Genomic DNA, 19493 nt, shown 5'->3' with positions numbered 1-19493 from the left:
GGGGGGAACGATCGTGACAGTGCTGCGCGCCGACCAGACGACCGGCGGTACGACCGGCGCCCGACCACGTGGCGCTGCCGACCTGTGCCGACTGACGATTCTCACGCCGCACAGTCAGATCGACCTCGCGCTTCCGAATTCGGTGCCGGTCGACCTACTGATACCCGGAATTGCCGATCTGGTCGAGAAGCACAGCGCTGCCAACGACTTCGACGTCACCGGCGATCGTCTCCAGCCGACACGATGGGTGCTGTCCCGGGTGGGCCGACCTGCGCTGTCACCGGCGTCGAGTCTGCAGGAACACGGTGTTCTCGACGGCGAACTCCTCGTCTTCGACAGTGTGGAGGCGAGCCCGCCCCCGCCCCTGTTCGACGACGTCATGTACAACGTGGCGGTCGCCGACACCGGACACGCGCACCCCTGGACTCCGCGGATCGCACGCCTCACGGGCTCCGCGATCGCCGTCGCCGCTTCCGCGGCCGCGGCGTTCGTGCTGCTCCGTACCGAGGGAGCCACCGCATCGGTGTTCGGAGCCGCCGGCGCCTTCGCCGTCGTCGTGGCCCTTCTCGTCGCGGGAGCGGTCGCCAACCGGGTGTACGACGACGCCGGCGCGGCACTCACGCTCGGCACGGCAGCGCTGCCGATCGCGTTCGCGTCGGGCGCGCTGATCGTCCCCGGCGACGACCTGCCACCGGACACGTTGCTCGGGCTCGTGATGGTCGGTGCCTGCGCGGTGCTGGCCCTGCGCGCCGGCGGCGTCGGGCACGCCGTGTTCACCACAGCCGCGTCGATCTCCCTGCTCGGATCACTCGCCGCGCTCGTCGCGGTCCTCACCGAGCAGTCCACGCGATCGGTCGGCGCGATACTCGTCGGCTGCGCGCTGTTCGGACTCGTCTTCGCAGCCCGGATCGCGATGATGCTCGCGAAGCTCCCACTGCCCCCGGTGCCTGCGCCCGGCACGTCGCTCGACCCCGCCGAGGACGACGCCGACGATCTCGACAACGCCCGGAGCATGCCGTCGTTCGCGACGGTCGAACGACGCGCCGAGCACGCCCGGCGCTATCTCACCGGACTGATCGCGGGTTCCACCCTGCTGACCGCGACCGGCGCACTCCTGGCAGCGACGCCGAGCGCGTCCGACGGAATCTACTGGCCGGGAACAGCTCTGGCCGTGGCAGCGGCGGCAGTGTTGATGTTCCGCGGACGGACCTACAGTTCCGCCGAGCAGGCCGTCCCGCTCATCGCCGGCGGCAGCGCCGTGCTGATGCTGCTGTCGGTCGCGACAGCAGTGGTGGTCCCGAGCGCCGCCCTCGCGTTGTTCGCGGTCACCGCACTGCTCGTCATCGCGGCCCTCGTCCTCGGAGTCGTCGTCCCGCAACGGACGTTCTCGCCGGTGCAGCGCCGCGCCGCCGAGATCGTCGACTACGCGGCGATCGCCGCCGTCGTACCTCTCGCGTGCTGGGTGTCCGGGCTGTTCCTCGCCGTGCGCGGGCTGTGATGCGCATGCGCCCCACCGCACGGTCGGCAGCGATCGTCTCGCTCCTCACCGTCGCGACGACGCTGTCCCTCGGCGGACTCGGGTCCGCGGTCGTCCCGTCGCCCATCGACCCCGGCAGGCTGCCGGGGCCCGCCCGTCCCGCCCCCCTCGCGCCCACCGAGCAGCGCAACGCATGTGCGGTGGCGCTGTCGTCGGCCGACGAACCGAGCACTCCTCTTCCGCAGCGCACGATGGACTTCGAATCGGCGTGGCCGCTCACCCGCGGGGCCGGCCAGATCGTCGCGGTGATCGACACCGGCGTGGCCCGTCATCCCCGCCTGCCCGGCCTGATTCCCGGCGGTGACTACGTCTCGACGGGCGACGGCACCGGCGACTGCGACGCGCACGGCACCATCGTCGCAGGTCTCATCGCCGCGGCACCCGTGCCGACGTCAGGATTCGCCGGCGGGGCTCCCGACGCGCGGATCGTGACGATCCGCCAGTCCAGCGCCAACTTCTCGGAGACCCGCCGGCGGGACGATCCGAACGACGTCCAGAACACCTCCGGCTACGGCAACACCCAGACGATGGCGATGGCGATCCGTCAGGCCGTCGACAACGGCGCCACGGTCGTCAACATCTCCGAGGTGGCGTGCCGGTCGGCCTCCGACGGCATCGCCGACCAGTCGCTCGGAGCCGCTGTGCACTATGCCGCCACCGTGAAGAACGCAGTGGTCGTCGCCGCAGCGGGAAACTTCCGCTCCGGCGGTTGCATGGCCCAGAACCCGGGGATCGACCCCCTCGACCCGGGCGCGGACCCCTGGGATTCGGTGGCCACCATCGCAACTCCCGCGTGGTACGACGACTACGTGCTCACCGTCGGATCCGTCGATCCGGACGGCGCGGCATCCGAATTCAGTCTCGGCGGCCCGTGGGTGGACGTGGCGGCACCGGGCACCGGCATCGTCTCGCTCGCGCCCGACGGCACCGGCGAGACTCGCAGCTGGCTGAATGGTCAGGGACAGCAGATGCCCTTCGTCGGAACGAGTTTCGCGGCTCCTCTCGTGTCCGCGACGGTGGCGCTGGTGCGCGCCAGGTTTCCGCAGTTGAGCGCGCAGCAGGTGATCGCCCGGATCGAGGCCACGGCGCACGCACCGGCCGAGGGGTGGAACCCGTTCGTCGGCCGCGGCGTCGTCGATCCCGTGGCCGCCGTCACGGCGGATCTGCCCGACGCCGACGTCGCGGCGCCGACGTTCGCGTCGGCGCAGCTTCCGACTCCGCACCCGCCCCCACCACCGGACACCCGGCCCCGCACGGTGGCACTGGCCGCGACCGGAGGAATCGTCACGCTCGCACTTCTCGGCGTCCTGGCGTCGCTGCCGCTGCGCCGTCGAGCGGCGTCACGACGCGACTAGTTGCCCGCTGCCACCGGCGCCGGATCGGCATCGGGAGACACGCCGTCGTGCGCGACCAGCGCCGCCGCCCTACCGAGAGTCGGCCCGGGAGCGAGCAATTCGACGATCCGCCACGGCGCCGGTGCACCCGGCACCTCGAACCCCAGAGCCTTCGCCGCGTCGGCGTTCTCGACCCCGTACAGGACGCCGGTGTCGGCGACGAAGAACAAGCCACCCTTGCGGGCGCTGCCGGACTCGACGCCCGTCGTCTGCACGAAACCGCCGGCGCCCGGACGCACGTAGGCGAAATCCGCGTGGTCGCCGGAGCCGTCGGCCTGCGCCAGGCGAACCGAGCGCGCATCGTCCGGGATCGGCAGCGAACGCCCGGCCGCCACCGTGAGCGCCGCGTCGACGGATCCGGAGTCGTCGCCCTGCGCCGTGCCCTGCGGTGTCCAGGTCAGGCAACCGACCGGCTCGTCGGACGGGTCCGCGAGCCGCGGCGGGACGGCCGGGAAGGTCGCCACGTCGAGTACGTCCGCCAACGGCGCCTGGGCCAGCGCGTCGGGGCTGACCGTCGCCATCTCCGACTGTCCCTGCGAATCGGCGAACTGGATGAGAAGCGCTGTGGCGGCGCTGATCTCCTGCACGCCGTCCCGGAGCACCACGTAGTAGCGGACGTCGTCGCCGCGCATCAGCTTGACGACGGATCCGACGGTCCGCCCGGCGATCTGATAGGTCGGCGCGGATCCCCGGGACTCGATCTGCGGCGGCGTGATCGGAAGCGTCTCCGGGATCGCATTGAGCAGTCCGCGCCCGATCGGACGCGGCTGCGCGCCTTCGAGTCCCAGTGCACGGGTCACCGCCCGGTCCCGGAGATCGATCTGCGCCCGATGGCCGTCGTACACGAGATAGGTGTCGGCGCCGTGCGAGACGAGCAGCGCACGATCGGAGTCGAGCGGACCGATGCGATCACTCCATGACGGCTCACCGACGACCACCGTGGTTGTGACGGAATCGGTTCCGTCGGAGGCGACCGTGTCGCACACCGTCCACGGCCGGCCGCCGGTCGAACCCGCAGGAAGCGCCGACGGGGCGCCCGGGATGCCGACCAGCGCGCCGCGTGGCCGGGACTCGATCTCCGATCCCGATACCGTCACCGGCTTCGCCGCCTCCCCGACGATCAGTCGCGCGGACGCAAGGTTGAGCACGGGATGGAGCGCGTCGTTCATCACGACGAACATTGCGCCCGAGTCTTTTCCGACGACGATCGTCGCGTTGCCGATCTTGTCCTGCGGACGGAACAGCGCCAGCGCCGCGGACCCCGCCAGCACCAGACACGCCACGACGATCCCCACCCCCAGGGCGCGCGACTGCGACCGCATCGGATCGCTCAGCATGCGCACGTCCTTGCGGACGAGCGCATGCTCCATACGGCGGACCAGGAATCGGTATCCGCTCACCTGCCATCGAGTCGTCGGCTGTGCAGCCATGTTCCCTCCCCCAAGAGGCGCACGCTTCGGATCCACACAGTACAGTTCGCTCGAAAGCACTCTTCGGCGGACGACTGCTCGCTCCGTCTGGTTCAGGTATCGGGGAGGAACCGTGGACCATTTCCGTGCCGGACGCCGTCCGAACACGGCTGCCGCAGCACTGGTGACGACCGTCGTCGTCGCACAGTTGGTCGGCGCAGCCGTGTGTCTGCTCGCGCTGCTCGCCGGGCTGCCGCTGTGGGCTGCGGTCGTCGTGGCCGCGGTATTCGGCGGCGCACTGTTCACCCGCGTCGGTGGCCGGTTCGCTGTGGCGTGGGCCGAGACGGCGCTGCGCTCGCTCGGCGACCGCAGACCGGGGATCGGGCGCACCACCGACTTCCACGCGCCCGGCGAGACCGTCGGCCTGCACTGGATCGACGGACAGGTCGTCGCGGTCGTCGAACTGCTTCCACCGCTCGGACATTGGACCCGGGTGACGCCTGAGCACGTCGACTCCCCCGACCACGTTCCCGTCGCGGCGCTCGCCGCGTGCCTGAATCAGCACGACGTCACCCTCGGCGGCATCGACATCGTGGCCCACGGCAGTCGCGCCGTCACCGGGACCCCCGCCGCCGACGTCTACGACAGCCTGGTCGGCCCCCTTCCCGCCATCGCCCGGCGCACCGTGTGGGTGGCGCTCCGGTTCGACGGCGCCGCGAACGGCGCTTCCGTCGCGCGCCGCGGCGGCGGCGAGGAGGGCGCCGCACGCACCGTCGCGGTCGCGGCACGACGAGTCGTCCGGGCCCTCGCCGACACTGGCTGCGCCGCGCGCATCCTGCCGGCGGCCGACGTGGAGTCGGCCGCCGCCCTCATCTGCCGCGGCGTCCACCCCGACACGATGGACCAGCACTGGTCCCATGTACCACTCCAGGGCATGTGCAACACCGGCAACGCGATCGATCCCCGACATCTCAGCCGCGAGCTGCTCACCGCGGTGTGGGCGCAGCCCGGCGTCGGGACGACGGTCACGGTGCGTCTGCGTCCCGGCGCGGACAAGGACTCGGTACTCGTCGGGGCCGCGTACCGGACCACCACCCGAGCCGTGCCGTCACGAGGTCTGCGGCACCGGGGCCGGATCTCGATGCAGGGCCGGCACCGTGCCGCTCTCGTCGCGCACCTGCCCGTCTCGTCACCCGACCTCGACGCCCTCACACCCCTGCGCGCGACCTCCCCGGACCTCCTCGACGGCCTGCACCTGCCGGTAGCCGGTTGTGGGCAACTCGTCGGATCCGACGCTCGAGGCCACGCCGTCACAACCCGACTGTCCGGCCCCGGAGTGCGTGACGTGCTGGTCGGCGGCGAGCTGTACCTCGCCCAGCAGGTGGTGTTCCGGGCCGTCGGAACCGGCGCACGGGTGCTGGTCCACACCGACCGGCCCCATGCGTGGACGACGCTGGTGGAGGCGATCGGCGCACCGTCACGACTCCGAATCGCACACGGATCCTCTTGGTCCGAGACAGGATTCGACACGCTCGTCGTCGACGGGCCTCCGGCGCCGCCGGCCCGGCCGGGCGTGACGACCGTCCATGTCCAGCCCACTGCTGTGCCCGCGTCGGCGACGGTCGCCGTCTCGATACTTCAGCCCGGGGCGTCCGGCGACCGCGTGATCCTCACGACGGGAGGACACAGCATCGAATTGGCGCTCGTGACGATTTCGTCGGAGACCGCCTTCCTCGGACGTCCGCGCCAGTCGCGACTCGTCGGCACCCACTGAGCCTCAGCCCGGATAGGGCGCGTGCTCGCGTTGTGTCCGCAGGGCGTCGCCCCACCACGCCAACTGCGTGAGAATCCGCCCGGCGGCGTCGTTCGCGGCGCCGTCCGCCGGGTCGAAGCGCTTGCGCGCCTGGTGAAAACTGACGGACTCCCGGATCGAGACCATGTGCAGTTCCGCGACGACCTGGCGCAGTTGCTCCACCGCCCGCAGCCCTCCCGACATCCCTCCGTACGCGACGAAACCGACGGGCTTGGCACGCCACTCGTACTTGACGGTATCGAGTGCTGTCTTGAGCGCCGCCGGATAGCCGTGGTTGTACTCGCTCGTCACGACGACGAAGGCGTCCGCGTGCCCGATACGTTCGGTGAAGGCGTCGACCTCAGGAGAATGCGAAAGATCCTGCGGCAGAGACGCGTCGGCGAGGTCGAGGACCGCGGTGTCGAACTCGTCGCGTGCACCGGCCCGTTCCACGAACCAGTCGACGACGACGGGCGCGAACCGCTTCACACGGACGCTGCCGACGATCACCTCGAGTCGCAACGGTCGATCCAGCTCCATCGGCCACTCCCTTCCGAGTCCGATCGTAGAGCGCCGGATCAGAGTCCGCGGGTCAGGAGAACCGCCAGTTCCTGGTATGCCTCGGCGTCGTCGAGTCCGGTCGACGCCGCCACCTGCCGCTGCTGGATCCGCACCATCGCCGCGGCGGCGATGTCTCCGACGAACGCAGCATGCGCGTCCCTCAGCTCCCCCGCCTCGACCCCTTCGGTGATGAGTTCCTGCACCCGTCTCGCCGCGAACCGGGTGTTGCGCTCGTACACCTCGCGGGCCGCGGGATCGGCCGCGAGATCCTCCATGAACCGCGCCGACGCCGGCCGCAACTGCTCGCCCACCGCCTCGAGATACCTGCGGATGCGGTCACGCGCGTCCACCGCACCTGCCACGCTCGCCTCGACCTGCTCGGTGGCCCCACGGAAGAAGTGCACCGTGGCCGCCCGGACCAACTGTTCCTTGCTGTCCGCGAGGCGGTACAGCGTGGACTTCGAGCAGTGCAGCCGCGCCGCCAGGTCGTCCAGGGTGAGGTGCGCGAATCCCTCGTCGAGAATCAGGGTCACGAGCGCGTCGAACAGCGCGATACGTCGAGCCGTCATCTTCACCGGGGTTGCCATACGCCAGACGGTACTGCAGTATCGCTTTCAGTACTACTTTTCGAAGCTCGTCAATCCGCGAGGAGACCGCCGTGCCCGTCGAACGCCTGCTGCCCACCCAGGAAGCCCACGACCTGATCGACCTCACCCGCGACGTCGCGGACAAGGTGCTGGCACCGATCGTCGACGAGCACGAGAAGACCGAGACATTCCCCGACGGTGTCTTCCCCGCACTCGGCCGCGCCGGACTGCTGAGCCTGCCGTACCCGGAGGAATTCGGCGGCGGCAACCAGCCCTACGAGGTCTACCTGCAGGTTCTCGAGGAGATCGCGGCACGCTGGGCGGCTGTCGCGGTCGCCACCAGCGTGCACAGCCTGTCGTGCTTCGCGCTCGCTACCCACGGCACCGACGAGCAGAAGGCGCAGTGGCTGCCCGACATGCTCGGCGGCGAGACGATCGGCGCCTACAGCCTGTCCGAACCGCAGGCCGGCTCCGACGCCGCCGCACTGACGTGCCGGGCCACCGAGGTGGACGGCGGCTTCCACATCAACGGCAGCAAGGCGTGGATCACCAACGGCGGTCGTGCCGACTTCTACACGCTCTTCGCGCGCACGAGCGACGACGGCGCCCGCGGGATCTCGTGCTTCCTCGTGCCGAAGGAGACCGAAGGCCTCAGTTTCGGCAAACCCGAGGAGAAGATGGGTCTGCGTGCCGTCCCGACCACGGCCGCGCATTACGACGACGCCTTCGTTCCCTCCGAGCGGCTCATCGGCAAGACCGGACAGGGCCTGCCCATCGCGTTCAGCGCCCTCGACTCCGGACGCCTCGGCATCGCGGCCGTCGCCGTCGGCCTGGCACAGGGCGCGCTCGACGACGCCGTCGCATACGCCAAGGAGCGCAAGGCATTCGGCAAGCGCATCATCGACCACCAGGGTCTCGGGTTCGTCCTCGCCGACATGGCGGCCGCGGTCGACTCGGCCCGCGCCACCTACATCGACGCCGCACGCCGCCGCGACGCCGGGCTCCCCTACTCTCGCAACGCTTCAGTCGCGAAGCTCGTCGCGACCGACGCCGCGATGAAGGTCACCACCGACGCGGTGCAGGTCTTCGGCGGCTACGGCTACACGCAGGACTTCCCCGTCGAGCGGTACATGCGCGAAGCCAAGATCACCCAGATCTTCGAGGGCACCAACCAGATTCAGCGACTCGTCATCGCCCGCCAGCTCGCGGGCTGACGGACGTCAGTCCCCGCAGCAGCCGGAGCCGCCCGGTTCGATCGAAGTGCGCGTCTCCCGGGTGGCTTCGTTGCGGGCAGCCAGGTCCTCGTCCGCCGGGTAGTCGACGCGGACCAGTGAAAGCCCGTGTGCCGGAGCGACGGCGACTGCACTCGCACGCTCGCGCTCGGCGAGCAGGCCTGCCATCCATTCGACGGTGCGGCGACCCTCGCCGACCGCGAGCGCAGCACCGACCAGGCTCCGGACCATCGACCAGCAGAAGGCGTCGGCACTCACGAACGCCGTCAGTTCGTCGCCGACCTGCTCCCACTCGAACCGCTGCAGTTCGCGGACCGTCGTCGCGCCCTCGCGACGCTTGCAGAACGCCGCGAAATCGTGCAGACCCAGAAGCCGCGACGACGCCTCCCGCATCGCCTCGACGTCGACGTCCTTGGGCCACGCGACGGTGTCCCGGGCACGCAACGGCTCGACACCGTACCGCGCCGTGGTCAGCCGGTACTCGTAGTGCCGGCGAATCGCCGAGAACCGCGCGTCGAAATGCTCGGGCGCGAACGAGACATCCTTGACCCGAACATCTCTGGGCAGGAACCGGGCGAGTCTGCGGACCAGCCGCGACGGATCCTCGGGAATCATGTCCGCCGGGACGTCGACGTGCGCCACCTGACCACTCGCGTGGACACCGGCGTCGGTCCGTCCGGCGACCGTCAGCAGCACCGGGGTGCGGACGATCGCGCTCAGCTTCTCCTCGATCTCACCGCACACCGTGCGACGGCCGGGCTGACGCGCCCAGCCCGAGAAGTCGGTGCCGTCGTAGGAAATATCGAGCCGCAATCGAACGAACCCGCCGTCCCCGGAGGGAGCGGCGGGTTCGTTCGATTCAGCATGTGCCGAAACCAAGTGGACTAGTCCTTCTTGGCCTCGTCGGCGTCAGCTGCAGTCGCGGTCTCGTTCTCGACACCCTCGACGACGGCCTCTGCGTTCTCGACCTCGGCTTCGGTGGCGTCGGCCTCGACAGCCTCCACCACGTTCTCCTCGGCAGCCTGCGAAGCAGCGACGCGGCGAGCGCGGTCCGCCTCGGAGGTGACAGTCTTCTCCTTGACGAGCTCGATGATCGCCATCGGAGCGTTGTCACCCTTGCGGGGGACCGTCTTGATGATGCGGGTGTAACCGCCGTCGCGGTCGGCGTAGAACGGGCCGATCTCCGCGAACAGGCCGTGCACGACGTCCTTGTTGCGGATGACCTTGAGAACCTCACGACGGTCGGCAAGGGTTCCACCCTTGGCCTTGGTCACGAGCTTCTCGGCGTACGGACGCAGGGCCTTGGCCTTGGCCTCCGTGGTGGTGATTCGGCCGTGCTCGAAGAGAGCAGTCGCCAGGTTGGCGAAGATCGCCTTCTGGTGCGACGCCGACCCGCCGAAGCGGGCACCCTTCTTGGGCTTGGGCATTGGAGCTCCTCTGGGGCTCGCCCAGCACATTTGCCCATGTGCCGGGTGATACGGGTTACAGCTGTTCGGTCTCGGCGTAGTCCTGCTCGGTACCGTCAGCGTCGCTGAAGGAACCGGCATCCGTGTCGCTCCACGTACCGGTGGCGGCGTCGTAGCCGGCAACGGTGGTGGGATCGAAGGACGCAGGGCTGTCCTTGAGGGCGAGGCCGAGCGAATGCAGCTTGACCTTCACCTCGTCGATGGACTTCTGTCCGAAATTGCGGATGTCCAGCAGATCGGACTCGGTACGACCAACCAGCTCGCCGACGGTGTGAACACCCTCGCGCTTGAGGCAGTTGTAGGAACGGACCGTCAGGTCCAGATCCTCGATGGGGAGTCCGAAGGAAGCGATGTGATCGGCCTCGGCGGGCGAGGGTCCGATCTCGATGCCTTCTGCTTCGACGTTCAGCTCACGGGCCAGGCCGAAGAGCTCAACCAGGGTCTTGCCCGCCGAAGCGAGCGCGTCCCGTGCGGTGATGGAGTTCTTGGTCTCCACGTCGAGAATCAGCCGATCGAAGTCGGTGCGCTGCTCGACGCGAGTCGCCTCCACCTTGTAGGTGACCTTGAGCACCGGCGAGTAGATCGAGTCGACCGGGATACGGCCGATCTCGGCGCCGGACGCCTTGTTCTGGACGGCGGGGACATAGCCGCGACCGCGCTCGACGACGAGCTCGATCTCCAGCTTTCCCTTGTCGTTCAGGGTGGCGATGTGCAGATCCGGGTTGTTGACCGTGACGCCTGCCGGCGGAACGATGTCACCCGCAGTCACGACCCCGGGGCCCTGCTTGCGGACGTACATGGTGACCGGCTCGTCCTCTTCGGAGCTCACGACCAGGCCCTTGAGGTTCAGGATGATGTCGGTGACATCTTCCTTCACGCCGGGAACGGTGGTGAACTCGTGCAGGACGCCGTCGATGCGGATGCTGGTGACAGCAGCGCCGGGGATCGACGACAGCAGGGTGCGGCGCAGCGAATTGCCGAGGGTGTACCCGAAGCCTGGCTCGAGGGGCTCGATGACGAACTTCGAGCGGTTTTCAGCGATGACCTCTTCGGTCAGCGTGGGTCGCTGAGAAATGAGCATTGGATTTCCTCCTGTACGGGCGTCCGCCATATGACACCCACGATGGGAAAGGCTTGGGACCCGGGAGCGGCCGTTACCGACCGCTCCCAGGTATCACGCCTTACTTCGAGTAGTACTCGACGATCAGCTGTTCCTGCAGCGGAACCTCGATCTGTGCACGCTCGGGGAGCTGGTGCACCAGGATGCGGAGGCGTCCACCGACGACCTGCAGCCAGCCCGGGATCGGGCGATCGCCCTGGGTCTCACGAGCAACCTGGAACGGCAGGGTCGCCAGCGACTTCTCGCGGACATCGATGATGTCGTACTGCGAGACGCGGTAGCTGGGGATGTCGACCTTCTTGTTGTTCACGAGAAGGTGACCGTGCGTGACCAGCTGGCGCGCCTGACGGCGGGTGCGAGCGAGGCCTGCGCGGTACACGACGTTGTCGAGACGCGACTCCAGGATCTGGAGCAGGTTCTCGCCGGTCTTACCGGGGCGGGTGACCGCCTCCTGGTAGTAGCGACGGAACTGCTTCTCCATGACGCCGTAGGTGAAGCGAGCCTTCTGCTTCTCCTGCAGCTGGAGCAGGTACTCGCTCTCCTTGATGCGCGCGCGGCCGTGCTGGCCCGGCGGGTAAGGACGCCGCTCGAACGCCTGGTCGCCTCCGACGAGGTCGACGCGCAGACGACGCGACTTGCGGGTGATGGGTCCGGTATAACGTGCCATGTTCTTTTACCTATCCTTCCCGCTACTTAAACCCGACGCCGCTTGGGCGGACGGCAGCCGTTGTGCGGCTGGGGGGTGACATCGGAGATGGTGCCGACCTCGAGGCCTGCAGCCTGCAGCGAGCGGATCGCGGTCTCGCGGCCCGAGCCCGGGCCCTTCACGAAGACGTCGACCTTCTTGACGCCGTGCTCCTGCGCCTTGCGGGCAGCGTTCTCAGCGGCGAGCTGAGCAGCGAACGGCGTCGACTTGCGCGAGCCCTTGAAGCCCACGTGGCCCGACGACGCCCAGGAGATGACGTTGCCGGCCGGGTCGGTGATCGACACGATCGTGTTGTTGAAGGTGCTCTTGATGTGAGCGGCACCGTGCGGGACGTTCTTCTTGTCCCTGCGACGCGCCTTCTGGGTCTTCTTCGGACCGGTGCTACGTGACTTGGGAGGCATTACTTCTTCTTTCCTGCGACGGTGCGCTTCGGACCCTTACGGGTGCGAGCGTTGGTCTTGGTGCGCTGTCCACGCACGGGCAGACCACGGCGGTGGCGCAGGCCCTGGTAGCAGCCGATCTCGATCTTGCGGCGGATGTCCGCCTGCACCTCGCGGCGCAGGTCACCCTCGACCTTCACCGACTCCTCGATGTACTCGCGGAGCTTGGCGAGATCCTCGTCCGTGAGGTCCTTGCTGCGCAGGTCCGGGTTGACACCCGTGGCAGTCAGGATCTCCTTGGAGGTGGTACGGCCGATGCCGTAGATGTAGGTCAGTGCGATCTCCATGCGCTTTTCGCGAGGAAGATCGACACCTGCGAGACGTGCCATTTGGCATTCCTATCGGTGTGCGGAGGTCTGCTCCCAGTCCGTCCCCTGCGCATAAGACTCTGCGTTCCGATCGCAGTGGGGCCCCGGCCTCCGTGCCGGGGGTGGACCGGTACCTGCCCGTGAACGTGCTGAGCCCGGGTACCGGTTGGTGCTGAGAGGTCTTCTTTTGCTTGTTGCCAAGCAGATCTTCGAAGAAGCTGTGCTGCTGGGACTAGCCCTGACGCTGCTTGTGACGCAGGTTCTCGCAGATCACCATGACGCGCCCGTTACGGCGGATCACCTTGCACTTCTCGCAGATCTTCTTGACGCTAGGCTGAACCTTCACGTGCGTCTGATCTCCTGTTGTCTGTCCACCCGAGGGCAGACATAGTTCTCCCCGGCCGGGTGTGGCCGGGGAAGCTTTTACTTGTAGCGGTAAACGATGCGTCCACGCGACAGGTCGTAGGGCGAAAGCTCCACGACGACGCGGTCCTCGGGAAGGATGCGAATGTAGTGCTGACGCATCTTGCCGCTGATGTGTGCGAGGACCTTGTGGCCGTTTTCCAGCTCAATGCGAAACATCGCATTGGGCAGCGGCTCGACAACTCGTCCCTCGACCTCGATGGCCCCGTCCTTCTTAGCCATGTCCTCCGCGATCCGTTGAGTGGCGTATGGGTGCATCGGTTACCGTCACCGGTATCCGCTACAGCGGTGGCTCCAGTTGCCGGCCGAGAACGCCACTCCGACACCAGGTCGGACACGCAAACAACCGATACGCAGGGCGCACCGTTTTTCCATCCTACCGGCATTTGCCGACCAGGCCAAATGCGACCCCGTGTCGCAACGGTCCCCCAACCGAAGGAGTGAACCCCTCGCATGCGTGCCCTCGTCCAGCGAGTCACATCGGCGGCCGTCGCGGTCGACGGCGACGAAGTCGCCCGGATCTCCCCGCCCGAGGGCGGACAGGGACTGCTCGTCCTCGTCGGCGTGGGACACGACGACGATCCGATCGGCGCCGCGAACCTCGCCCGACGGGTGTGGCGCCTGCGCATCCTCGACGGCGAGAAGTCCGCGTCCGACGTCGACGCACCGATTCTCGTCGTCAGCCAGTTCACCCTGATGGCCGACACCCGCAAGAGCCGACGGCCGTCGTGGTCGGCGGCCGCACCGCGCCCCGTTGCCGAACCGCTCGTCGACGCGTTCGGTGCCGCCCTGCGTGAACTCGGCGCCACCGTCGAGGTCGGCCGATTCGGCGAACACATGCGGGTGAGCCTCGTCAACGACGGGCCGGTCACGGTGCTGCTCGAGGGCTGAGGCGCACCGCTCGACGCAGAAACCCCGGGCGGGCAGTGATCGGTCACTGCCCGCCCGGGGTTTCCGGGTAATTCTGCTCAGTTGTCGCCGGGACGGAGCGTGAGGATCCGCGGACCGTCCTCGGTGACGGCGACCGTGTGCTCCCAATGGGCGGCACGACTGCCGTCCGTGGTCACCACGGTCCAATCGTCGCCGAGCACCTCGGTCTCGTACGTCCCGAGGGTGAGCATCGGCTCGATCGCGAGGACCGACCCGATGACGAGGTGCGGACCCTTGCCGGGTGCTCCCTCGTTCGGAAGGAACGGATCCATGTGCATCTCGCGGCCGATCGCGTGCCCGCCGTAGCCGTCGACGATCCCGTAGGACCTGCCGTGCAGCTTCTCCGCGGCATGCGTGCCCAACTCGATGGCGTGGGAAACGTCGGTGAGGCGATTGCCCTCGACCATCGCCGCGATCCCCGCCTCCATCGACAGCCGTGTCGCCTCGCTCAGCTGAGCATCCGCCTCGCCGAGTTCACCGACACCGAACGTCCACGCCGAGTCGCCGTGCCAGCCGTCGAGGATGGCACCGCAGTCGATCGACACCAGATCACCCTCGACCAGGATGTCGTCCGCCGAGGGGATGCCGTGCACGACCCGATCGTTGACCGACGAGCAGATCGAGCCACTGAAACCGTGGTAGCCGAGGAACGACGGCACTGCGCCGGCGTCCCGGATCACCGATTCGGCGACTCGGTCCAACTCGAGGGTGCTGACACCGGGCTTGGCCGCGTCCCGCACCGCCACGAGGGCGGCGCCGACGATCGCGCCCGCCGCCGCCATGGCGTCGAGCTCACCCGCCGTGCGGAACGGTACGACCTTGCGCTTGCGGCCGAACGCCATTACTTCCCCAGCGCGGCCAGGGCGCGGGCGTTGACCTCTTCGACAGCGCCGACAGCGTCGACGGTGACGATCTGGCCGGCGTAGTAGTCCAGCAGCGGTGCCGTCTCCTCGCGGTAGACGCGCATACGGTTGCGGATGACGTCCTCGGTGTCGTCGGCGCGACCGCGGGAGAGCATCCGCTCCACCACGACCTCGTCGTCGACGTCGAACGCCAGCACGCCGTCGAGCTTGGCACCGAGACCCTCGAGGATGCCCTCGAGCGCCTTCGCCTGATCGACCGTGCGCGGGAACCCGTCCAGAAGGAAACCGTTGGCGGCGTCCGGCTCGGCCACGCGGGCCTTCACCATGTTGTTCGTGATCTCACTCGGGACGAGGTCGCCAGCATCGAGGTACTTCTTGGCCTCGAGCCCCAGCGGCGTCTCCTGTCCGATGTTCGCACGGAAGAGGTCTCCGGTGGAGATGTGCGGAACGCCCAACTTCTCCGACAGAATCGCGGCCTGGGTGCCCTTACCGGCACCGGGAGGACCAAGGAGGACAAGTCTCACTTGAGGAACCCTTCATAGTTTCGCTGCATAAGCTGGCTCTCGATCTGCTTCACAGTATCGAGGCCCACACTGACCATAATCAGCACCGCGGTGCCGCCGAACGGCAGGTTCTGCACACCGCCCGAATTGCCGATGTCGAGGAACAGATTCGGCAGGACCGCGATGGTGCCGAGGTAGATGGCACCCGGCAAGGTGATACGGCTCAGTACGTAGTTCAGGTAGTCGGCAGTCGGCCGCCCCGGACGGATGCCCGGGATGAAGCCGCCGAACTTCTTCATCTCGTCCGCGCGTTCCTCCGGGTTGAAGGTGATCGCGACGTAGAAGTAGGTGAAGAAGACGATCATGCCGAAGTAGATCAGGATGTAGACCGGGTTGGCCGGGTTCACCAGGTACTCGTTGATGAACCGCTGCCACCAGCTCGGATCCGTGCTCGTGTTGGCACCGGTGAGCTGCGCGATGAGGTTCGGCAGGTACAGCAGCGACGACGCGAAGATCACCGGGATGACGCCGGCCTGGTTGACCTTGAGCGGCAGGTACGTCGACGATCCGCCGTACATGCGGCGGCCGACCATGCGCTTGGCGTACTGCACCGGGATACGGCGCTGGCCCTGCTCGACGAACACGACACCCGCGATGATCGCCAGCGCCGCGACACACACGAGCGCGAAGGTCAGGCCGCCTCGGCTGTCGAGGATGGCCTTGCCCTCGGACGGGATGCGCGAGGCGATACCCGCGAAGATGAGCAGCGACATGCCGTTGCCGACACCACGTTCGGTGATGAGCTCACCGAACCACATGACGAGCGCGGCACCAGCCGTCATCACCAGCACGATGATGATCAGTCCGAACACGCTCTCGTCCGCAATGATCGGCTGGCTACAGCCCTGCAGTAGCTGACCGCGCGCAGCGAGCGCCACGATGCCGGTCGACTGCAGGATCGCGAGCGCGATCGAGAGATAACGCGTGTACTGCGTCATCTTCGCCTGGCCCGACTGGCCCTCCTTGCGGAGTTCCTCGAACTTCGGGATGACGACGGTGAGGAGCTGAACGATGATGCTCGCCGTGATGTACGGCATGATGCCGATCGCGAAGACCGACAGCTGCAGGAGCGCGCCGCCGGAGAACAGGTTGATCAGCGAGTAGATGCCGGCCGACTCGCCGCCGGAGACCTGGTCGATACAGGCACGGACGTTTCCGTAGTCGACACCCGGAGACGGCAGCGTCGCGCCGAGGCGATACAGGGCGACCAGACCGAGTGTGAAGAGGATCTTCCGCCTCAGGTCTACCGTCCTGAGGGCCGAGACAAAGGCGGAAAGCAAAGATCCTCCTGGCGCACGACTGACAGGGAAGCGAACCTATTGGTCCGTCCGGTGGATTGCAGAACTCTAGAACTCTAACAGTGACACATGAAATTACAGCCCAGTCCCGGGCTGTCCGGTCACCAGTATGCCTCGCTGGGAAGACCGCTGAACGAAGAATGGCCGCAACACCACCCCGAGGGACGGTGTTGCGGCCATGCTTGCGATCAGACGAGCCAGATCACAGCTCGGTGGTGGTACCACCGGCAGCGGCGATCTTCTCCTTGGCAGCGCCCGAGAACTTGTTCGCGGTGACCTGGACGGCAACCGCGATGTCGCCCTCGGCGAGCACCTTCACGAGCTGGTTCTTGCGAACCGCGCCCGCGGCCACGAGCTCGGCAACGCCGATCTGTCCACCCTCGGGGAACAGACGAGCGATGTCGCCGACGTTCACGACCTGGTACTCGGTGCGGAACGCGTTCTTGAAGCCCTTGAGCTTGGGCAGACGCATGTGAAGCGGCATCTGTCCACCCTCGAAGGCGGCCGACACGTTCTTGCGGGCCTTGGTGCCCTTGGTACCGCGACCAGCGGTCTTGCCCTTCGAACCCTCACCGCGACCGACGCGAGTCTTTTCGGTCTTGGCGCCGGGAGCAGGACGCAGGTGGTGCAACTTGATGGTCATGGTTAGACCTCCTCAACCGTGACGAGGTGGCGCACCACGTTGATCAGACCACGGTTCTGCGCGTTGTCCTCACGGAGGACCGACTGGCGAATGCCCTTCAGTCCGAGGGTGCGCATGCTGTCCCGCTGGTTCTGCTTGGTGCCGATGGTGCTCTTGACCTGGGTGACCTTGAGCTGTGCCATTACTTCACGCTCCCAGCCTGTGCACGAGCGCGGAGCATGCCGGCCGGGGCAACATCCTCGAGGGGCAGGCCACGACGGGCTGCAACCTCTTCCGGACGCTGCAGACCCTTGAGGGCGGCAACCGTCGCGTGCACAACATTGATGGCGTTGTCGCTACCGAGCGACTTGGCGAGGATGTCGGAGACACCCGCGCACTCCAGCACGGCACGCACCGCGCCACCGGCGATGACACCGGTACCGGGGCTGGCCGGACGCAGCATGACGACGCCGGCAGCCGCTTCACCCTGGACGGGGTGAGTGACGGTGGTACCGATCAGCGGCACGCGGAAGAAGTTCTTGCGAGCTTCCTCGACGCCCTTCTGGATGGCCGCGGGAACTTCCTTGGCCTTGCCGTAGCCGACACCGACGAGGCCGTTGCCGTCGCCGACGATCACGAGAGCGGTGAAGCTGAAGCGACGACCACCCTTGACGACCTTCGAAACGCGGTTGATGGAGACAACGCGCTCGATGTGGTTCGACTTCTCGGCGGCGTTGTCACGACGGTTGTCCCGACGATCACGGCCACCGCGGTTGTCGCCCTGGTTCGGGCCATTCTGTCCGGCGGGTCCGCTTCCGCCGTCACGCCTTTGACGTCCCGGCATCAGGCATTCCTTCCGTTAGTAATGTTGGTCATCAGAACTTCAACCCGCCTTCGCGAGCGGCATCCGCCAGGGCCGCGATGCGGCCGCTGTAGGTGTGGCCACCGCGGTCGAAGACCACGGCCTCCACGCCGGCAGCCTTGGCGCGCTCGGCGATCAGCTGACCGACCTTGGCGCCACGGGCGCTCTTGTCGCCCTCCAGCGCACGCACGTCGGCCTCGATGGTCGACGCAGCCGCCAGGGTCTTGCCTGCCAGGTCGTCCACCAGCTGCACGTGGATGTGCCGCGCGGAGCGGTTCACCACCAGACGGGGACGCTCCGGGGTGCCGGAGACCTTCTTGCGGAGACGGAAGTGACGACGCGCCTTCGACAGACGACGCGTCGTGGACGCGTCCTTGCCCAGCGGAATCCGCTTGGCTTTCTGGTTTGCAGTCTGGCTCATATCACTTACCCGTCTTTCCGACCTTGCGACGGACCTGCTCACCCTCGTAGCGGATGCCCTTGCCCTTGTACGGGTCGGACTTCCGCAGGCGGCGGATGTTGGCCGCGATCTGGCCGACCTTCTGCTTATCGATGCCGGTGATCGAGAATCGGGTCGGCGACTCGACAGCGAAGGTGATGCCCTCCGGAGCCTCGATCGGGACCGGGTGGCTGTAGCCGAGAGCGAACTCGAGGTCCTGCCCCTTCAGCGCCACACGGTAACCGACACCGTGGATCTCCATCTTGGTGGTGTAACCAGCGGTCACACCGACGATCATGTTCTGCACGAGGGTGCGCGACAGACCGTGCAGCGCGCGGCTGCGACGCTCGTCGTCGGGACGGGTGACCTCGAGGGCACCGTCCTCACCCTTTGCGACCGAGATCGGCTCGGCGATGGTCAGCGACAGCGAGCCCTTGGGCCCCTTGACCGCGACATCCTGGCCGGTGATGGTCACGTCGACGCCCGCGGGGACGGCAACCGGAATCTTTCCAATACGCGACATTCTGGTGGCCTCCCTTACCAGACGTAGGCGAGGACTTCCCCGCCCACTCCCTGATTGGCCGCCTGACGATCCGTGAGCAGACCGGACGACGTGGAAATGATGGCCACGCCGAGGCCGCCCAGGACCTTGGGCAGGTTGGTGGACTTCGCGTACACGCGCAGACCGGGCTTCGAGACACGACGCAGGCCGGCGAGGCTACGCTCGCGGCTCGGGCCGTACTTGAGGTCGACGATCAGCGTCTTGCCGACCTCGGCATCCTCGGTGCGGTAGTCGGCGATGTAGCCCTCGCGCTTGAGGATCTCGGCGATGTTCGCCTTGATCTTCGAGTGCGGCAGCTTCACCTCATCGTGGTACGCCGAGTTGGCATTACGCAGACGCGTCAAGAAGTCTGCGATCGGATCAGTCATGGTCATGAGTT

25 protein-coding genes are annotated in these 19493 nt (G+C 67.5%); 5 read left to right on the top strand and 20 right to left on the bottom strand.

The genetic code is table 11. The features are described from left to right. Nucleotides 1–13: 13 nt before the first annotated feature. A complete protein-coding gene (eccD, locus tag LCL87_RS10950; RefSeq protein ID WP_225019480.1) occupies nt 14–1498 on the top strand; it encodes a type VII secretion integral membrane protein EccD in 1485 nt (494 codons plus the stop codon). Further along, nucleotides 1498–2892 carry a type VII secretion-associated serine protease mycosin gene (mycP, locus tag LCL87_RS10945; RefSeq protein WP_225019479.1) on the top strand — a complete coding sequence of 465 codons (1395 nt, stop codon included), beginning with the start codon at nt 1498–1500 and terminating at the stop codon, nt 2890–2892. The genes eccD and mycP overlap by 1 nt, the downstream gene beginning before the upstream one ends. Here mycP and eccB read toward each other — a convergent pair. Next, a complete protein-coding gene (eccB, locus tag LCL87_RS10940; protein WP_225019478.1) occupies nt 2889–4361 on the bottom strand; it encodes a type VII secretion protein EccB in 1473 nt (490 codons plus the stop codon). The two genes, mycP and eccB, sit on opposite strands and share 4 nt — an antisense overlap. Before the next feature lie 112 nt (nt 4362–4473). Here eccB and eccE point away from each other — a divergent pair, with 112 nt between their 5' ends. Beyond that, nucleotides 4474–6114 (top strand): type VII secretion protein EccE, encoded by a 1641-nt coding sequence (gene eccE / locus LCL87_RS10935; protein ID WP_225019477.1) that lies wholly within the window; start codon nt 4474–4476, stop codon nt 6112–6114. 3 nt (nt 6115–6117) lie between these two features. On the opposite strand, the gene LCL87_RS10930 is transcribed toward eccE, so the two are convergent. After that, a complete protein-coding gene (locus LCL87_RS10930; RefSeq protein ID WP_225019476.1) occupies nt 6118–6672 on the bottom strand; it encodes an NAD(P)H-dependent oxidoreductase in 555 nt (184 codons plus the stop codon). Nucleotides 6673–6710: 38 nt separating this feature from the next. Next, the gene (locus tag LCL87_RS10925) at nt 6711–7280 is read right to left on the bottom strand and encodes a TetR/AcrR family transcriptional regulator (RefSeq protein WP_225019475.1); all 570 of its coding nucleotides are present in this window, start codon (nt 7278–7280) and stop codon (nt 6711–6713) included. A 71-nt stretch (nt 7281–7351) separates the two neighbouring features. On the opposite strand from LCL87_RS10925, the gene LCL87_RS10920 reads away from it, so the two are divergent. After that, a complete protein-coding gene (locus tag LCL87_RS10920) occupies nt 7352–8494 on the top strand; it encodes an acyl-CoA dehydrogenase family protein (protein WP_225019473.1) in 1143 nt (380 codons plus the stop codon). Between the two features lie 6 nt (nt 8495–8500). On the opposite strand, the gene truA is transcribed toward LCL87_RS10920, so the two are convergent. The 8 genes from truA to infA form a co-directional block, all read right to left on the bottom strand. After that, nucleotides 8501–9391: a tRNA pseudouridine(38-40) synthase TruA gene (gene truA, locus LCL87_RS10915; protein ID WP_225019470.1), complete on the bottom strand. Its 891-nt coding sequence runs from the start codon at nt 9389–9391 to the stop codon at nt 8501–8503. A gap of 5 nt (nt 9392–9396) precedes the next feature. Further along, the gene (rplQ, locus tag LCL87_RS10910; protein WP_225019468.1) at nt 9397–9939 is read right to left on the bottom strand and encodes a 50S ribosomal protein L17; all 543 of its coding nucleotides are present in this window, start codon (nt 9937–9939) and stop codon (nt 9397–9399) included. A gap of 55 nt (nt 9940–9994) precedes the next feature. Beyond that, the gene (locus LCL87_RS10905) at nt 9995–11059 is read right to left on the bottom strand and encodes a DNA-directed RNA polymerase subunit alpha (RefSeq protein ID WP_225019466.1); all 1065 of its coding nucleotides are present in this window, start codon (nt 11057–11059) and stop codon (nt 9995–9997) included. Nucleotides 11060–11159: 100 nt separating this feature from the next. Further along, nucleotides 11160–11765: a 30S ribosomal protein S4 gene (rpsD, locus tag LCL87_RS10900; RefSeq protein WP_225019464.1), complete on the bottom strand. Its 606-nt coding sequence runs from the start codon at nt 11763–11765 to the stop codon at nt 11160–11162. A gap of 26 nt (nt 11766–11791) precedes the next feature. After that, complete coding sequence (rpsK, locus tag LCL87_RS10895; protein ID WP_005239680.1) at nt 11792–12205, bottom strand: 30S ribosomal protein S11; 414 nt, start codon at nt 12203–12205, stop codon at nt 11792–11794. After that, nucleotides 12205–12573 (bottom strand): 30S ribosomal protein S13, encoded by a 369-nt coding sequence (rpsM, locus tag LCL87_RS10890; RefSeq protein WP_107982823.1) that lies wholly within the window; start codon nt 12571–12573, stop codon nt 12205–12207. Before rpsM ends, rpsK begins: the two co-directional genes overlap by 1 nt. A 211-nt stretch (nt 12574–12784) precedes the next feature. Then, nucleotides 12785–12898, bottom strand: a complete 114-nt coding sequence (rpmJ, locus tag LCL87_RS10885; protein ID WP_003938068.1) for a 50S ribosomal protein L36 — start codon at nt 12896–12898, stop codon at nt 12785–12787. Nucleotides 12899–12975: 77 nt separating this feature from the next. Continuing rightward, nucleotides 12976–13197, bottom strand: a complete 222-nt coding sequence (gene infA, locus LCL87_RS10880; protein ID WP_003418601.1) for a translation initiation factor IF-1 — start codon at nt 13195–13197, stop codon at nt 12976–12978. Between the two features lie 231 nt (nt 13198–13428). Here infA and dtd point away from each other — a divergent pair, with 231 nt between their 5' ends. Then, nucleotides 13429–13866, top strand: coding sequence for a D-aminoacyl-tRNA deacylase (gene dtd / locus LCL87_RS10875; RefSeq protein WP_225019462.1), 438 nt, complete (start codon nt 13429–13431; stop codon nt 13864–13866). A gap of 77 nt (nt 13867–13943) precedes the next feature. Here the strand turns inward: dtd and map are convergent, their stop codons facing one another. The 9 genes from map to rpsH form a co-directional block, all read right to left on the bottom strand. Further along, nucleotides 13944–14747, bottom strand: coding sequence for a type I methionyl aminopeptidase (map, locus tag LCL87_RS10870; protein ID WP_225019459.1), 804 nt, complete (start codon nt 14745–14747; stop codon nt 13944–13946). Beyond that, on the bottom strand, nt 14747–15292 hold the full coding sequence (locus LCL87_RS10865) for an adenylate kinase (RefSeq protein ID WP_225019457.1): 546 nt from the start codon (nt 15290–15292) through the stop codon (nt 14747–14749). Before LCL87_RS10865 ends, map begins: the two co-directional genes overlap by 1 nt. After that, entirely contained in the window at nt 15289–16611 is a 1323-nt protein-coding gene (gene secY / locus LCL87_RS10860; protein ID WP_005518396.1) for a preprotein translocase subunit SecY, read from the bottom strand. Before secY ends, LCL87_RS10865 begins: the two co-directional genes overlap by 4 nt. A gap of 220 nt (nt 16612–16831) precedes the next feature. Then, nucleotides 16832–17272, bottom strand: coding sequence for a 50S ribosomal protein L15 (gene rplO / locus LCL87_RS10855; RefSeq protein ID WP_225019455.1), 441 nt, complete (start codon nt 17270–17272; stop codon nt 16832–16834). A 2-nt stretch (nt 17273–17274) separates the two neighbouring features. Further along, nucleotides 17275–17454: a 50S ribosomal protein L30 gene (gene rpmD, locus LCL87_RS10850; RefSeq protein WP_225019453.1), complete on the bottom strand. Its 180-nt coding sequence runs from the start codon at nt 17452–17454 to the stop codon at nt 17275–17277. After that, a complete protein-coding gene (rpsE, locus tag LCL87_RS10845; protein WP_225019451.1) occupies nt 17454–18095 on the bottom strand; it encodes a 30S ribosomal protein S5 in 642 nt (213 codons plus the stop codon). The genes rpmD and rpsE overlap by 1 nt, the downstream gene beginning before the upstream one ends. A gap of 31 nt (nt 18096–18126) precedes the next feature. Beyond that, complete coding sequence (rplR, locus tag LCL87_RS10840) at nt 18127–18534, bottom strand: 50S ribosomal protein L18 (protein WP_127918764.1); 408 nt, start codon at nt 18532–18534, stop codon at nt 18127–18129. 1 nt (nt 18535) lies between these two features. Continuing rightward, the gene (gene rplF / locus LCL87_RS10835; RefSeq protein ID WP_225019449.1) at nt 18536–19075 is read right to left on the bottom strand and encodes a 50S ribosomal protein L6; all 540 of its coding nucleotides are present in this window, start codon (nt 19073–19075) and stop codon (nt 18536–18538) included. A gap of 14 nt (nt 19076–19089) precedes the next feature. Beyond that, nucleotides 19090–19488 (bottom strand): 30S ribosomal protein S8, encoded by a 399-nt coding sequence (rpsH, locus tag LCL87_RS10830; RefSeq protein WP_005518386.1) that lies wholly within the window; start codon nt 19486–19488, stop codon nt 19090–19092. Between the last annotated feature and the right edge of the window lie 5 nt (nt 19489–19493).

The organism is Prescottella equi (assembly GCF_020171745.1).
Classification (GTDB): domain Bacteria; phylum Actinomycetota; class Actinomycetes; order Mycobacteriales; family Mycobacteriaceae; genus Prescottella; species Prescottella equi_A.
This window is presented reverse-complemented; position numbering and strand designations above follow the sequence as displayed.

Excerpts from the sequence above, each read along its gene's own strand:
- rplQ (WP_225019468.1), bottom strand. The coding sequence starts at position 9,939 with ATGCCCAAGCCCAAGAAGGGTGCCCGCTTCGGCGGGTCGGCGTCGCAC.
- rpsM (WP_107982823.1), bottom strand. The coding sequence starts at position 12,573 with ATGGCACGTCTCGCAGGTGTCGATCTTCCTCGCGAAAAGCGCATGGAG.
- eccB (WP_225019478.1), bottom strand. The coding sequence starts at position 4,361 with ATGGCTGCACAGCCGACGACTCGATGGCAGGTGAGCGGATACCGATTC.
- rplO (WP_225019455.1), bottom strand. The coding sequence starts at position 17,272 with ATGACCATCAAGTTGCACCACCTGCGTCCTGCTCCCGGCGCCAAGACC.
- rpsH (WP_005518386.1), bottom strand. The coding sequence starts at position 19,488 with ATGACCATGACTGATCCGATCGCAGACTTCTTGACGCGTCTGCGTAAT.
- mycP (WP_225019479.1), top strand. The coding sequence starts at position 1,498 with ATGCGCATGCGCCCCACCGCACGGTCGGCAGCGATCGTCTCGCTCCTC.
- rpsE (WP_225019451.1), bottom strand. The coding sequence starts at position 18,095 with ATGCCGGGACGTCAAAGGCGTGACGGCGGAAGCGGACCCGCCGGACAG.
- dtd (WP_225019462.1), top strand. The coding sequence starts at position 13,429 with ATGCGTGCCCTCGTCCAGCGAGTCACATCGGCGGCCGTCGCGGTCGAC.
- infA (WP_003418601.1), bottom strand. The coding sequence starts at position 13,197 with ATGGCTAAGAAGGACGGGGCCATCGAGGTCGAGGGACGAGTTGTCGAG.
- rplR (WP_127918764.1), bottom strand. The coding sequence starts at position 18,534 with ATGAGCCAGACTGCAAACCAGAAAGCCAAGCGGATTCCGCTGGGCAAG.
- LCL87_RS10930 (WP_225019476.1), bottom strand. The coding sequence starts at position 6,672 with ATGGAGCTGGATCGACCGTTGCGACTCGAGGTGATCGTCGGCAGCGTC.
- rpmD (WP_225019453.1), bottom strand. The coding sequence starts at position 17,454 with ATGGCACAGCTCAAGGTCACCCAGGTCAAGAGCACCATCGGCACCAAG.
- rpsK (WP_005239680.1), bottom strand. The coding sequence starts at position 12,205 with ATGCCTCCCAAGTCACGTAGCACCGGTCCGAAGAAGACCCAGAAGGCG.
- LCL87_RS10925 (WP_225019475.1), bottom strand. The coding sequence starts at position 7,280 with ATGGCAACCCCGGTGAAGATGACGGCTCGACGTATCGCGCTGTTCGAC.
- rplF (WP_225019449.1), bottom strand. The coding sequence starts at position 19,075 with ATGTCGCGTATTGGAAAGATTCCGGTTGCCGTCCCCGCGGGCGTCGAC.
- LCL87_RS10905 (WP_225019466.1), bottom strand. The coding sequence starts at position 11,059 with ATGCTCATTTCTCAGCGACCCACGCTGACCGAAGAGGTCATCGCTGAA.
- rpsD (WP_225019464.1), bottom strand. The coding sequence starts at position 11,765 with ATGGCACGTTATACCGGACCCATCACCCGCAAGTCGCGTCGTCTGCGC.
- map (WP_225019459.1), bottom strand. The coding sequence starts at position 14,747 with ATGGCGTTCGGCCGCAAGCGCAAGGTCGTACCGTTCCGCACGGCGGGT.